Origin of the sequence: Pseudomonas sp. B26(2017), from assembly GCF_002113045.1 — a bacterium.
Classification (GTDB): Bacteria; Pseudomonadota; Gammaproteobacteria; order Pseudomonadales; family Pseudomonadaceae; genus Aquipseudomonas.
The window spans coordinates 123,297-136,980 of record NZ_NEJJ01000004.1; the positions used below are offsets into that span (position 1 = coordinate 123,297).

At 59.5% G+C, this 13,684-nt stretch carries 12 protein-coding genes; 8 read left to right on the top strand and 4 right to left on the bottom strand.

Annotated features, from left to right (window positions below; genetic code table 11):
• Window positions 1-100: 100 nt before the first annotated feature.
• The 4 genes from CAF79_RS07660 to map form a co-directional block, all read right to left on the bottom strand.
• Window positions 101-835: a peptidase M12 gene (locus CAF79_RS07660; RefSeq protein WP_085697326.1), complete on the bottom strand. Its 735-nt coding sequence runs from the start codon at window positions 833-835 to the stop codon at window positions 101-103.
• 164 nt (window positions 836-999) lie between these two features.
• Window positions 1,000-2,199 (bottom strand): succinyldiaminopimelate transaminase, encoded by a 1,200-nt coding sequence (gene dapC, locus CAF79_RS07665; protein WP_085688736.1) that lies wholly within the window; start codon window positions 2,197-2,199, stop codon window positions 1,000-1,002.
• 43 nt (window positions 2,200-2,242) lie between these two features.
• On the bottom strand, window positions 2,243-4,945 hold the full coding sequence (locus CAF79_RS07670) for a [protein-PII] uridylyltransferase (protein WP_085697327.1): 2,703 nt from the start codon (window positions 4,943-4,945) through the stop codon (window positions 2,243-2,245).
• Window positions 4,946-4,985: 40 nt separating this feature from the next.
• Complete coding sequence (gene map / locus CAF79_RS07675; protein ID WP_039769663.1) at window positions 4,986-5,768, bottom strand: type I methionyl aminopeptidase; 783 nt, start codon at window positions 5,766-5,768, stop codon at window positions 4,986-4,988.
• Window positions 5,769-6,142: 374 nt separating this feature from the next.
• Between map and rpsB the strand changes: the two genes are divergently transcribed.
• The 8 genes from rpsB (at window position 6,143) to rseP (ending at window position 13,611) form a co-directional block, all read left to right on the top strand.
• A complete protein-coding gene (gene rpsB / locus CAF79_RS07680; RefSeq protein ID WP_008052780.1) occupies window positions 6,143-6,880 on the top strand; it encodes a 30S ribosomal protein S2 in 738 nt (245 codons plus the stop codon).
• A 190-nt stretch (window positions 6,881-7,070) separates the two neighbouring features.
• Complete coding sequence (gene tsf / locus CAF79_RS07685) at window positions 7,071-7,934, top strand: translation elongation factor Ts (protein WP_085688730.1); 864 nt, start codon at window positions 7,071-7,073, stop codon at window positions 7,932-7,934.
• A gap of 210 nt (window positions 7,935-8,144) precedes the next feature.
• Window positions 8,145-8,888, top strand: a complete 744-nt coding sequence (pyrH, locus tag CAF79_RS07690; RefSeq protein WP_011332683.1) for a UMP kinase — start codon at window positions 8,145-8,147, stop codon at window positions 8,886-8,888.
• Window positions 8,885-9,442 carry a ribosome recycling factor gene (gene frr / locus CAF79_RS07695; RefSeq protein WP_065259188.1) on the top strand — a complete coding sequence of 186 codons (558 nt, stop codon included), beginning with the start codon at window positions 8,885-8,887 and terminating at the stop codon, window positions 9,440-9,442. Before pyrH ends, frr begins: the two co-directional genes overlap by 4 nt.
• A 14-nt stretch (window positions 9,443-9,456) precedes the next feature.
• Window positions 9,457-10,212, top strand: a complete 756-nt coding sequence (gene uppS, locus CAF79_RS07700) for a polyprenyl diphosphate synthase (RefSeq protein WP_085697328.1) — start codon at window positions 9,457-9,459, stop codon at window positions 10,210-10,212.
• A complete protein-coding gene (locus CAF79_RS07705; RefSeq protein ID WP_007954781.1) occupies window positions 10,212-11,018 on the top strand; it encodes a phosphatidate cytidylyltransferase in 807 nt (268 codons plus the stop codon). The genes uppS and CAF79_RS07705 overlap by 1 nt, the downstream gene beginning before the upstream one ends.
• On the top strand, window positions 11,015-12,205 hold the full coding sequence (gene ispC / locus CAF79_RS07710) for a 1-deoxy-D-xylulose-5-phosphate reductoisomerase (protein WP_085697329.1): 1,191 nt from the start codon (window positions 11,015-11,017) through the stop codon (window positions 12,203-12,205). Before CAF79_RS07705 ends, ispC begins: the two co-directional genes overlap by 4 nt.
• Window positions 12,206-12,258: 53 nt before the next feature.
• The gene (rseP, locus tag CAF79_RS07715) at window positions 12,259-13,611 is read left to right on the top strand and encodes a sigma E protease regulator RseP (RefSeq protein WP_085697330.1); all 1,353 of its coding nucleotides are present in this window, start codon (window positions 12,259-12,261) and stop codon (window positions 13,609-13,611) included.
• The last annotated feature ends 73 nt before the right edge of the window (window positions 13,612-13,684 follow it).

The following is a 13,684-nucleotide window of genomic DNA, read 5'->3' on the forward strand; positions in this document are numbered from 1 at the left end:
TTGGATATCAGTCGACCGATGTTCGATGTCAGTGGGTGCGGTTCAGTTCAAGTTCGCCAGGCGTTGCGCCTGGCGAACTTTTGCGTTTCAAGGGTCCGGTTTATTTTGGATAAAGCAGCTTCATCAACTGTTTGTCCTTTTTGCTGATCTTGCGGTTTATCGGAACTTCCCAGTCGCCGATCGTCAGGTCGTTCGATACGGGGTGATGCATGATCGAACGCTTGTCGTAGGCAAGATAAAGCGCATCCCGCGTATCAAAGGACGCGAACAGGTTGTAGTCGACCTGTTCGCGGGTCAGCGGATTCATTTCCCGATTCTGATAAAACGCGTACACCTTGGGTTTATCCCATGGAATATTGGCTTGTGGGTGCTGATGCTCATGCATGGCGCCCAGTGCATGGCCGAACTCGTGCATTACGGTGACCTCGAAGTCGGCATGGTCCGGCGTGACGCCCAGGTTCATTGTCGGATGGTCGGGATGAATCAGAAGTGCATCGGTGCCCAGCATCGAACTGTTGTCATTGTTTCGGGTGGCGATGCGGATATCACCCTTCAGATCGTCGACGAATTCAAACTTGAGATTGATATAAGGCAGCCATTTGCTGGCTGCATTGATAATCCCTGTTTTACGAGCGGCATCGGGTGCATCCATGAACGCGATTTTCAACGTGCGACCATTGGCCCAGAGTTTCGAGTAATCGACCACGGAGCGTTTGCGGCGAGTGCCGGGTGTGGTTGGGGTGCCGGCATTCGCCGGGTTCTCGTTGATGGCGGCTGTGTAAGCAGCCTGATCGTCAGGCCACTGAATCAGTCGGCAATCCAGAAGTTCTTTCATTGTTCACTTCTTCCTTGAAGTTGAAGATCGATTTCAGGTGATGCGCAAAAGGGCGCGGCTCAAGACTAACGTCTGGCTGCGCAAAAGCGAGGTATGAAAAACGGAGGAAGTGTTGCGTGATATTTGACCGCCCGTGCCGGATTGCCCGGCACGGGCGAAACACATTACTTGTGGCGCAGGACGAAGTCGCGGATGCGCTCGGCAGCCTCGACGCATTCCGCCAGCGGCGCAACCAGCGCCATGCGTACGCGCCCGGCACCCGGATTGACGCCATCGACGTCACGGGACAGGTACGAACCCGGCACCACAGTCACGTGCTCTTCGGCAAACAGATCGCGGCAGAATGCGGCATCGTCGCCCTGCACATTCGGCCACAGGTAAAAGCTGCCATCGGGGCGTTGCACGTCCATCACCGGGCTGAGGATCGCCAGCACCGCATCGAACTTCTCGCGATACAACGCACGGTTGGCGCGTACATGCACTTCATCGTTCCACGCGGCAACGCTGGCCAGCTGGGTCTGAACCGGCATCGCGCAACCGTGGTAGGTGCGATACAGCAGGAAACCCTTGAGGATGTCGGCATCACCGGCAACAAAGCCCGAGCGCAGGCCCGGCAGGTTCGAGCGCTTGGACAGGCTGTGGAACACCACGCAACGCTTGAAATCCTTGCGACCCAGTTCGGCGCAGGCACTGAGCAGGCCCGGCGGTGGCGTCTGCTCGTCGAAGTACAGTTCGCTGTAGCACTCGTCGGCGGCGATCACGAAGTCGTATTCGTCGGCCAGGGCGATCAGCTTTTTCAGCACGTCGACCGGGATCAGCGCGCCGGTCGGGTTGCCCGGCGAGCACAGGAACAGGATCTGGCAGCGCTTCCAGATGTCCGGCGAAACCGCGTCGAAGTCCGGGTTGAAGCCGTTCTCGTCCAGGCACGGCAGGTAGTGCGGCTTGGCGCCGGCGAGGAACGCCGCGCCCTCGTAGATCTGATAGAACGGATTCGGGCTGACCACCAGCGCGTCGTCGCCACGGTTGACCACGGTCTGGGTAAAGGCGAACAGTGCTTCACGGGTGCCGTTGACCGGCAGCACGTTGCGCGCCGGGTCGATCCAGCCGCCCGGCACGTTGAAACGACGCTCGCACCAGGCGGCGATGGCTTCGCGCAGGGCCGGGATACCGAGAGTGGTCGGGTACACCGCCATCTGATCCAGATTGTTCGCCAGCGCCTCGGCGACAAAGCTTGGCGAGCGGTGCTTCGGTTCGCCGATGGACAGTGCGATCGGGCGCTTGTCCGGGTTTGGCGTGACGCTGCCGAGCAGGGCGCGGAGCTTTTCGAACGGGTAGGGCTGAAGCTGGGACAGAGCGTTGTTCATCGGTGCGGGATCTCGTGCAAAGCGATTGAAGCCGGGCGCGCAATCAAATGCTGATGCGCGACAGTTTGATATCGGGTTCCTGATTGACGCTCAGCTGTTCGACGATGGCATCCTGCAGGCGGCTGCACAGCAGCGGGTCGGACAGCGGTTGATTGTGGGCGTCGGTGATGAAGAACACGTCTTCCACCCGCTCGCCCAGGGTGGCGATCTTGGCGTTCTGCAGCGACAGGTCGAACTCGAGGAAAATCCCGCCGACCCGTGCCAGCAGGCCCGGGCGATCCGGTGCAGTGAGTTCCAGCACCGTTACCGGGCGCTGGGCGTCGTTGTGGATCGTCACCTGCGGGGCGAACGCGAAATGCTTGAGCTGGCGCGGCACCCGACGCTGGATGATCGTCGGGTAGTCGGCCGGGTTGCGCAGGGCTTCGGTCAGGCCTTCGCGAATCTGTTTGACCCGGACCGGATTGTCGCCGATCGAGTCGCCATCGGTATCGAGCACGATGTAGGTGTCGAGGGTGAACTGACTGCTGGACGTGATGACCCGGGCGTCGTGAATGTTCAGGTTGAGCTGGTCCATCGCGGCCACGGTCACGGCGAAGAAGTCGTGCTGATCCGGCGCATAGATGAAGATCTGCGTGCCGCCCTCGAATTCGCGCTGGGTCGTTTCCTTGATCAGCACCAGCGGACCGCCGTCGGCCGGTTGCTGGAGGATGGCGTCGGTGTGCCAGGCCACATCGCCGGCGGTGTGACGCAGGAAGTAGTCGTCGCCCAGTTGCGCCCACAATTGCTCGACGTCGTCGGGATCGGTGCCGCCGCGTACCAGGATGTCCAGCGCTGCGCTCTGGGTCTGGCGGATCTGCTCTTCGCGATCCACCGGATTCTCCAGCCCACGGCGCAGGGCGCGCTTGGTTTCGGTGTAGAGCTGGCGCAACAGGCTGGCACGCCAGGAATTCCACAGGGTCGGGTTGGTCGCGTTGATGTCGGCCACGGTCAGCACGTACAGGTAGTCCAGGCGAGTTTCGTCACCGACCGCCAGCGCGAAGTCATGGATCACCTGCGGATCGGACAAGTCTTTGCGCTGGGCGGTGGTCGACATCACCAAGTGGTTCTGCACCAGCCAGACGATCAGGCGGCTGTCCCACACCGGCAGCTGGTGGCGCTGGCAGAACGCCTCGGCATCCACTGCGCCGATATCCGAGTGGTCGCCGTGCCGGCCCTTGCCGATGTCGTGATACAGACCCGCCATGTAGATCAGTTCGGGTTTCGGCAATTTGGCCATGAGCTTGGCGGCCAGCGGGAATTTTTCCGACACCTGTGAGTACTGCAGTTTGCGCAGGTGTTTGATCAGGTTCAGCGTGTGCGCATCGACCGTATAGATGTGGAACAGGTCGTGCTGCATCTGCCCGACGATAAAGCCGAACTCCGGCAGATAACGCCCGAGAATGCCGTAACGGTTCATCCGCCGCAGGTTGCGGTGGATGCCGATCTTGCATTTGAACAGCTCGATGAATAGGCTGGTGTTGCGGATGTCGTTGCGGAAGTTGTCGTCGATCAGGTGACGGTTTTCCCGCAACAGGCGAATGGTGTCGGCGCGTACGCCTTTGATCTCCGGCTGCTGGGCCATCAGCACGAAGATCTCGAGCATGGCGAACGGCGTGCGGCGGAATACGTTGTCGTTGCGTGCCTCGATGTAGCCGTCGTGCAGCTGGAAGCGCGAGTTGATCGGCTGCGGCGGCGCTTCGTCTTCCGGCGCGAGGATGACTTCCTCGAAGTGCTGGATGATCAGGTCGCTGAGCTGGGCGATGCTCATCACAACGCGGAAGTACTGCTGCATGAAGTTTTCGACGGCCTGTTTGGCGTCGTCGCCTTCAAAACCCAGCAGCCCGGCAATGGTGCGCTGGTGATCGAACAGCAGGCGGTCTTCGGCGCGACCGGCGAGCATGTGCAGGGCGTAACGCACCTTCCAGAGGAATTCCTGAGAGGACGCGAGCAAGGCGTTTTCACTTTCGACCAGAAACCCTTCACCGGCCAGGGCGCGCAGGTTCAGGGTGCCGTACTGACGGCGGGCCACCCACAGAATCGTCTGAATATCCCGTAGTCCACCGGGCGAGCCTTTGACGTTGGGTTCCAGGTTGTATTCGGTGTCGTTGTACTTGTGGTGGCGAGCCTTCTGCTCGGCGCGCTTGGCCAGGAAGAAATCCTTGCTCGGCCACATGTGCGCAGTGCTGGTGACATCGAGCATGCGCTGGCGCAGGCGCTCGGGGCCACAGATGGTGCGGCTTTCCATCAGGTTGGTGACCACCGTCAGGTCGGCGCGGGCCTCTTCGGCGCACTCGTCGACCGAGCGAACGCTCTGACCGACTTCCAGGCCGATGTCCCACAGCAGCGTCAGAAAGCGCTCGATGGAATCGCGGAAGATTTCGTGGTCGGCGCTGTCCAGCAGGATCAGCAGATCGATGTCGGAGTACGGGTGCAACTCACCGCGACCATAGCCGCCGACCGCGACCAGCGCGATGTCGGCGTCTTCGCTCCAGTCGAACTGGTCCCAGGCCTTTTGCAGAATGTTGTCGACGAACCACGCCCGATCTTCGATCAGTCGCCGGATATCGCGGCCGGCGCGAAAACGTGCATCGAGCACTTCGCGGGCCTGGCGGATCGCCTTCTTGAATGCCGCGATGGGACTCGCTTTCAGGGCCAGTTCAGCCTGGAACTGACCGCGGTCGAAGAGTTCGGGATCCACCTGCGGCATCGATTGGCTTTCCTTCTATAGGCTGGGAACGGTGTCTGGATCAGGCCGAGATGCGCGGGATGGTGTCGTCGCTGCGCAGGGTGAAGATTTCGTAGCCGGTGTCGGTAACAAGCAAAGTGTGTTCCCACTGCGCCGACAGCTTGCGATCCTTGGTGATCGCGGTCCAGCCGTCGCCCAGTACTTTGGTGTCGGCCTTGCCCTGGTTGATCATCGGCTCGATGGTGAAAGTCATGCCGGCCTTCAGTTCCATGCCGGTGCCGGCACGGCCGTAGTGCAGGATCTGCGGTTCTTCATGGAACACCTTGCCGATGCCGTGACCACAGAATTCACGCACCACCGAGAAGCCGTTCTTTTCCGCGTGCTTCTGGATGATTTCGCCGATGTCGCCGAGGCGGCAGCCGGGTTTGACGATTTCGATCGCCTTGTACATGCATTCCTGGGTGACCTGGGACAGACGCTCGGCCCAGACCGGCACGGTGCCGACGTGGAACATGCGGCTGGTGTCGCCGTGGTAACCGTCTTTAATCACGGTGACGTCGATGTTCAGGGTGTCGCCGTTTTTCAACGGTTTGTCGTTCGGGATGCCGTGGCAGACCACGTGGTTGATCGAGGTGCAGATCGACTTCGGGTAGCCCTTGTAGTTGAGCGGGGCAGGAATGGCCTGCTGCACGTTGACGATATAGTCGTGGCAGATCTGGTTCAGCTCATCGGTGGTCACGCCCGGCTTGACGTGCTCGGCAATCATTTCCAGCACATCGGCGGCCAGTTTGCCGGCGACACGCATGCCAGCGATGTCCTCGGGGGTTTTGAGGGTGACGGTCATACAGGCTCTCTCTGCGCTCGGCGGCGCTTGCTGATACGAACAGGGGCGCGGCTGCTGATATTGCGGCCCCGAAAAACGCGATTCTAACAGACCGAAGGCGCAAATCTGCGCCTGCGTGCATCGCTTCTCTCTATACAATGCGGCGCATTGTCCCGATTCCAAGGGGCTGGCGTGCATGTCGCTGACGGGATTGCAGATTCCGGGTTCCGTTTGCGCCGTCCCTGTGGTATAAAATGCGCCGCTTTCCGGGGATAGCCCCGAGAGCATTAACCCACACACGTGTCGACACGATGGCCTGGGTGCCTTTGATCCTCGGATCAATGGTTGGTCATTGGGATACGTGGAGGCCCAACCCGACTTATCAAGGAACTATCATGTCCCAAGTCAACATGCGCGATATGCTGAAGGCCGGTGTGCACTTCGGTCACCAAACCCGTTACTGGAATCCGAAAATGGGCAAGTACATTTTCGGCGCGCGTAACAAGATTCACATCATCAACCTTGAAAAAACCCTGCCAATGTTCAACGAAGCTCTGACTTTCGTAGAGCGTCTGGCCCAGGGCAAAAACAAGATTCTGTTCGTCGGCACCAAGCGTTCCGCTGGCAAGATCGTTGCTGAAGAAGCAGCACGTTGCGGCTCGCCGTACGTCGATCACCGCTGGTTGGGCGGCATGCTGACCAACTTCAAGACCATCCGTGCTTCCATCAAGCGTCTGCGTGACCTTGAAGTACAAGCCGAAGACGGTACTTTCGCCAAGCTGACCAAGAAAGAAGCGCTGATGCGCACTCGCGATCTTGAGAAGCTGGACCGCTCCCTGGGCGGCATCAAGGACATGGGCGGTCTGCCAGACGCACTGTTCGTGATCGACGTTGACCACGAGCGCATCGCGATCACCGAAGCCAACAAGCTGGGCATCCCGGTCATCGGCGTTGTCGATACCAACAGCAGCCCTGAAGGCGTTGACTACATCATCCCAGGCAACGATGACGCAATCCGCGCTATCCAGCTGTACATGGGTTCGATGGCTGACGCAGTAATCCGCGGTCGCAACAACGTTGCTGGCGGTACTGTAGAATTCGCAGCTGAAGAAACTCAGGCTGCAGCTGAGTAATTGACGCCCTGGCGTTGACTCAGTAAGCAAAAAGGGGGCTTGGCCCCCTTTTTGCCACCTCGAAAACCATTTGTCGGCAGCGCAGCTACAGCATCTGTAACGTGCAGCGGCTACAAGGTGGTTCGGGAAGAATTGAACGCCCGTTCGATCGGGTGGAATGGTTGAAAACCTATCCAAGAGGAATTTGAAAATGGCAGCAATTACTGCAGCGTTGGTCAAAGAACTGCGCGAGCGTACCGGCGAAGGCATGATGGATTGCAAGAAAGCCCTGGAAAAGGCTGGCGGCGACATCGAAAAAGCCATTGATGACATGCGTGCTTCGGGCGCGATCAAGGCTGCCAAGAAAGCCGGCAACGTTGCCGCTGAAGGCGCTATCGCCGTCAAGGCTGACGGCAAGTCCGCCGTTCTGCTGGAAGTGAACTCGCAGACCGACTTCCTGGCCCTGCAGGACGACTTCAAGAACTTCGTCAGCGAAAGCCTTGAAGAAGCGTTCGCTCAGAAGCTGACTGACGCGGCTCCGCTGATCGCTTCGCGCGAAGCTGCTCGTGAAGCCCTGGTTGCCAAGTGTGGCGAAAACGTCAACATCCGTCGTCTGGCGCGTGTTGAGGGTGACGTTGTAGGTGCTTACCTGCACGGCAACAAGATTGGTGCAGTGGTTGTTCTGAACGGCGGCGACGTCGACCTGGCCAAGAATATCGCCATGCACGTTGCAGCTTCGAACCCAGAGTTCCTGGACGCGTCGGAAATCTCCGCCGAGGCCATCGAGCGCGAGAAGAACGTATTCCTGCAACTGAATGCCGACAAGATCGCTGGCAAGCCGGAAAACATCGTTGAGAACATGATCAACGGTCGTATTACCAAGTTCAAAGCCGAAGCCTCGCTGAAAGAGCAAGCTTTCGTCATGAACCCGGAAGTCAAGGTTGGTGAGCTGGCCAAGAAAGCCGGTGCTGAAATCGTTTCCTTCACTTACTTCAAAGTAGGCGAAGGCATCGAGAAGCCGGTTGATGACTTCGCTGCCGAAGTTGCCGCTCAAGTGGCTGCCGCCAAGCAGTAAGACGGTTTTTCAACTGTCGCCCGAAAGAGGCTGCCCGCTCACGCGCGCAGCCTCTTTTCAGATAGGGTTACCAATTTTTATTGGTTTCCCCTTGGAACTGACTTACAAAGCCATGTTCCGATGGCGCTGAAGCAGCGCCAAGCTAGAGTGAACGCCAGCTGTAAACAGCTCGCAAAGAATTTTTAAAATACGCCGCAGGAGAGATTCGCAATGGCTCAGCAGGGCAGTGGTTATCAGGCTCGCTATAAACGCATTCTACTCAAGCTTAGCGGCGAGGCCCTGATGGGCTCGGAAGAGTTCGGGATCGATCCGAAAGTGCTGGATCGCATGGCACTGGAGGTCGGCCAGCTGGTCGGCATCGGCGTTCAGGTCGGTCTGGTGATCGGCGGTGGCAACCTGTTCCGCGGTGAAGCGCTGAGCAAGGCCGGCATGGACCGGGTCACGGGCGACCACATGGGCATGCTGGCCACTGTGATGAACGCTCTGGCCATGCGCGACGCGCTGGAACGTGCCAATATCTCGGCCATCGTGATGTCGGCCATCTCCATGGTCGGTGTGACCGATCACTATGACCGTCGCAAGGCCATGCGCCACCTGAACTCAAAAGACGTAGTGATTTTCGCGGCCGGTACCGGCAATCCGTTCTTTACCACGGATTCGGCAGCCTGCCTGCGCGCCATTGAAATCGACGCAGACGTCGTGCTCAAGGCGACCAAGGTCGATGGCGTGTACACCGCTGATCCGTTCAAAGACCCGCATGCCGAGAAGTTCGATCATCTGACATACGATGAAGTACTGGATCGCAAGCTGGGTGTAATGGATCTGACGGCTATCTGCCTGTGCCGCGATCACAAGATGCCGCTGCGGGTATTCAACATGAACAAGCCGGGCGCCCTGCTGAACATCGTGCATGGTGGCGCTGAAGGCACTCTGATCGAGGAAGTCCAACAATGATCAACGAAATCAAGAAAGACGCCCAGGCGCGCATGCACAAGTCGCTGGAGTCGCTGAACCACGCATTCGGTCAGATCCGTACCGGCAAGGCCCACCCAAGCATTCTGGGAAGCGTGATGGTGCCTTATTACGGTTCGGATACTCCGTTGAGCGGTGTTGCAAGTGTCACCGTGAAAGACAACCAGACCCTGCAGGTCGTGCCGTTCGAGCGCAACATGCTCGGCGCAATCGACAAGGCCATTGGCAGCGCCGGTCTGAACCTGAATCCGACCAACCTGGGTGAGCTGCTGCTGATCAAGATGGCGCCACTGACCGAGGAAACCCGCAAGGGCTTCACCAAGCAGGCGCGTGCCGCTGCCGAAGACGCTCGCGTTGCGGTACGCAACATTCGTCGCGACGCCATGGGAGAGCTGAAAAAACTGTCCAAGGACAAGGAGATCAGCGAGGACGAAGAGCGTCGTGCAAGTGCCGAGATCGACAAGCTGATCAAGGACTTCGAAGCTCAGATCACCAAGGCGACTGACGAAAAAGAAAAAGACCTGATGGCCGTTTAAGGGTCGAGTTTTTAATGGACAAGACCAAGCAGACTGCGCCGTCCGCGGTGCCGCGCCATGTCGCGATCATCATGGATGGCAATAATCGCTGGGCAAAAAAACGCTTTATGCCGGGTGTTGCCGGGCATAAAGCGGGCGTGGATGCTGTGCGGGCGGTGATCGAGGTGTGTGCCGAGGCCAAGGTCGAGGTGCTCACCCTGTTCGCCTTTTCCAGTGAAAACTGGCAGCGCCCGGCCGATGAGGTCAGCGCCTTGATGGATCTGTTCTTCAAGGCGCTGCGTCGTGAGGCCAAGCGCCTGAACGACAACAACATCAGCCTGCGCATTATCGGTGACCGAACGCGATTCCATCCGGAGCTTCAGGCCGCCATGCGTGAAGCGGAAGCGATGACTGCCGGTGCCAACCGATTCATTCTGCAGATCGCCGCCAACTACGGCGGTCAGTGGGATATCGCGCAAGCGGCGCAGCGTCTGGCGCGTGAGGTTCAGGCCGGTCATCTGCGGCCGGAAGACATCACGCCGGATCTGCTGCAGACCTGTCTGGTCACCGGTGATCTGCCGTTGCCAGACTTGTGCATTCGCACTGGCGGCGAGCACCGCATCAGCAACTTCCTCTTGTGGCAGCTGGCATACGCCGAGTTGTATTTCTCCGACCTGTTCTGGCCGGACTTCAAACACGAAGCCATGCGCAATGCGCTGGCCGATTTCGCTTCGCGCCAGCGTCGTTTCGGTAAAACGAGCGAGCAGGTCGAAGCTGGAGCCCGGGTTTAATGCTTAAACAACGCATCATCACTGCACTGATTCTGCTGCCGATCGCTCTGGGCGGATTTTTCCTGCTCGAAGGCTCCGGTTTTGCCCTGTTCATCGGTCTGGTCGTGAGCCTGGGCGCCTGGGAATGGGCGCGCCTGGCCGGCTTCACTGCGCAGGCATTTCGTGTCGGCTACGCCGCGGTGGTCGCGCTGATGCTGTTCGTCATGTACATCCTGCCGGGGCTGGCGCCATGGGTGCTGGGCGCTTCGGTGATCTGGTGGGCACTGGCAACATGGCTGGTGCTGACGTACCCGCGTTCCAGCGAGCGCTGGTCCAGTGCCGCCAGCAAACTGGTGATCGGATTGCTGATTCTGTTGCCCGCCTGGCAAGGGCTGGTGCAGATCAAGCAATACCCGCTCGGCAACTGGCTGATCATGGCTGTGATGGTGCTGGTCTGGGGCGCTGACATCGGGGCGTATTTCTCCGGTCGCGCGTTCGGCAAGCGCAAGCTGGCGCCACAAGTCAGTCCCGGCAAAAGCTGGGAGGGCGTGTATGGCGGTCTGGCGCTGAGTCTGGTCATCACCACCCTGGTCGCGCTGTTCCGTGACTGGACGGTAGCGCAACTGTTCAAGGGCTTGATCGGTGCTGCGGTGATTGTCTTCATCTCGGTGGTGGGCGACCTCACCGAAAGCATGTTCAAGCGTCAGTCCGGCATCAAGGACAGCAGCAATCTGCTGCCTGGCCATGGTGGCGTGCTGGACCGCATCGACAGTCTGACGGCGGCGATACCGGTGTTCGCGGTGCTGTTGTGGATGGCGGCGTCGTGAGTCGCCCGCAGCAGATTACCGTCCTGGGTGCGACCGGTTCGATCGGTCTGAGCACCCTGGATGTCATCGCCCGGCATCCGGAGCGTTATCAGGCTTTCGCCCTGAGCGGTTTTACCCGCCTGAGCGAACTGTTTGCCCTGTGTGTTCGCCATCTCCCGAAATATGCAGTAGTACCGGAAGCCAGCGCTGCTCGTAATCTTCAGGACGATTTGCGTGCGGCGGGCCTGTCGACGCAGGTGCTGGTCGGTGAGGAAGGCCTGTGTCAGGTCGCTGCCGCGCCGGAAGTGGATGCCGTCATGGCCGCCATCGTCGGTGCTGCCGGTCTGCGCCCGACTCTGGCGGCTGTCGAGGCAGGCAAGAAAATTCTTCTGGCCAACAAGGAAGCGCTGGTCATGTCCGGCGCCTTGTTCATGCAGGCGGTGCGCAAAAGCGGTTCCGTCCTGTTGCCGATCGACAGTGAGCACAACGCGATTTTTCAGTGCATGCCGCAGGACTTTGCTCGCGGGCTGAGTAACGTTGGAGTCCGTCGGATTTTGCTGACGGCCTCTGGTGGTCCTTTCCGGCAGACGCCGATGGCCGAGCTGGCGCATGTTTCACCCGATCAGGCGTGTGCGCACCCGAACTGGTCGATGGGGCGCAAGATCTCGGTGGACTCGGCCAGCATGATGAACAAAGGGCTCGAGTTGATCGAGGCCTGCTGGTTGTTCGATGCCAAGCCTTCGCAAGTCGAGGTGGTGATTCATCCGCAGAGCGTGATTCATTCGCTGGTCGATTATGTGGACGGTTCGGTGTTGGCGCAGTTGGGTAACCCCGATATGCGCACTCCGATTGCCAACGCCCTGGCCTGGCCTGAGCGTATTGATTCGGGCGTGGCGCCGCTGGATCTGTTCGCTGTTGCCCGCCTGGATTTCGAAGCTCCCGACGAAGAGCGCTTTCCGTGCCTGCGTCTGGCGCGCCAGGCTGCCGAGGCTGGAAACAGCGCCCCGGCCATGCTCAATGCGGCGAATGAAGTGGCGGTTGCCGCGTTTCTCGACGGACGGGTTCGCTATCTGGAAATCGCGAGTATCATCGAGGAAGTCTTGAATCTCGAGCCGGTAGTGGCGTTGAACGATCTCGATGCGGTGTTTACCGCTGACGCGACTGCCAGGGCATTGGCCGGGCAGTGGTTGAAGCGTCACGACCGATAGGTCTTGCAACACATGGCTTCACGCGGCACTGGACAGGATTGCGGAGAAAGTAGATGAGCGCGCTCTATATGATTGCCGGCACCCTGATCGCTCTGGGTGTGCTGGTCACCTTTCACGAATTCGGCCATTTCTGGGTCGCGCGTCGCTGTGGCGTCAAGGTTCTGCGTTTTTCCGTGGGTTTCGGCATGCCGCTGTTGCGCTGGCATGACAAGCAGGGCACCGAATTTGTGGTTGCGGCCATTCCGCTGGGTGGCTACGTCAAGATGCTCGATGAGCGCGAAGGCGAAGTGCCGGCCGATCAGCTTCATCAGTCATTCAATCGCAAGTCTGTTCGTCAGCGCATCGCCATTGTTGCGGCCGGCCCTGTGGCCAACTTTCTACTCGCGCTGGTGTTCTTCTGGGTGCTGGCCATGCTCGGCAGCGAACAGATTCGCCCGGTCATCGGTTCGGTGGAGCCGGGCAGCATCGCCGCAACGGCCGGGCTGAGCGCGGGACAGGAAATCGTCGCGATCGACGGTGAACCAACCTCGGGCTGGGCTGCAGTCAACCTGCAATTGGTGCGCCGACTGGGGGAGAGCGGTTCTCTGCAATTGCTGGTGCGCGATCAGGGTTCCACGGCGGATTCGCCTCGGGTGCTGGCACTTGATAAATGGCTCAAGGGGGCTGATGAGCCGGATCCTATTCGCTCCCTCGGTATTCGCCCTTGGCGCCCGGCCCTGCCGCCGGTGCTGGCCGAACTCGATCCGAAAGGCCCGGCCCAGGCGGCCGGACTGAAAACCGGTGATCGTCTGCTGACGCTCGATGGCAAGGCGCTGGATGACTGGCAACAGGTGGTCGACACCGTTCGTACGCGTCCTGATACCAAAATCGTGCTGCGCGTAGAGCGTGACGGTGTTCAAATCGACGTCCCTGTGACACTGGCCGCGCGTGGAGATAAAAAGTCGCCAAGCGGTTACCTGGGGGCAGGTGTGAAGGCAGTCGACTGGCCGCCGGAGATGATCCGCGAGGTCAGTTACGGGCCTTTGGCAGCGATTGGCGAGGGTGCCCGTCGTACCTGGACCATGAGCGTCCTGACGCTGGATTCACTGAAGAAAATGCTCTTCGGCGAGCTCTCGGTAAAAAACTTGAGTGGACCGATAACCATTGCTAAAGTGGCGGGCGCTTCTGCCCAGTCGGGCGTCGCTGATTTCCTGAATTTCCTTGCTTATCTGAGTATTAGCCTGGGGGTTCTGAATTTGCTGCCCATTCCTGTACTGGATGGGGGGCATTTGTTGTTTTATCTGATCGAGTGGGCGCGTGGTCGTCCCTTGTCGGATCGGGTGCAAGGTTGGGGGATACAGATCGGTATCAGCTTGGTGGTCGGAGTGATGTTGCTTGCTCTGGTCAACGATCTGGGTCGACTGTAACGCTTCGCTGAATTGCGAATCTGCCGCATTTTGCGGCAGTTTGTTTATTGCCAGTTGGAATAAGAAAGGACTT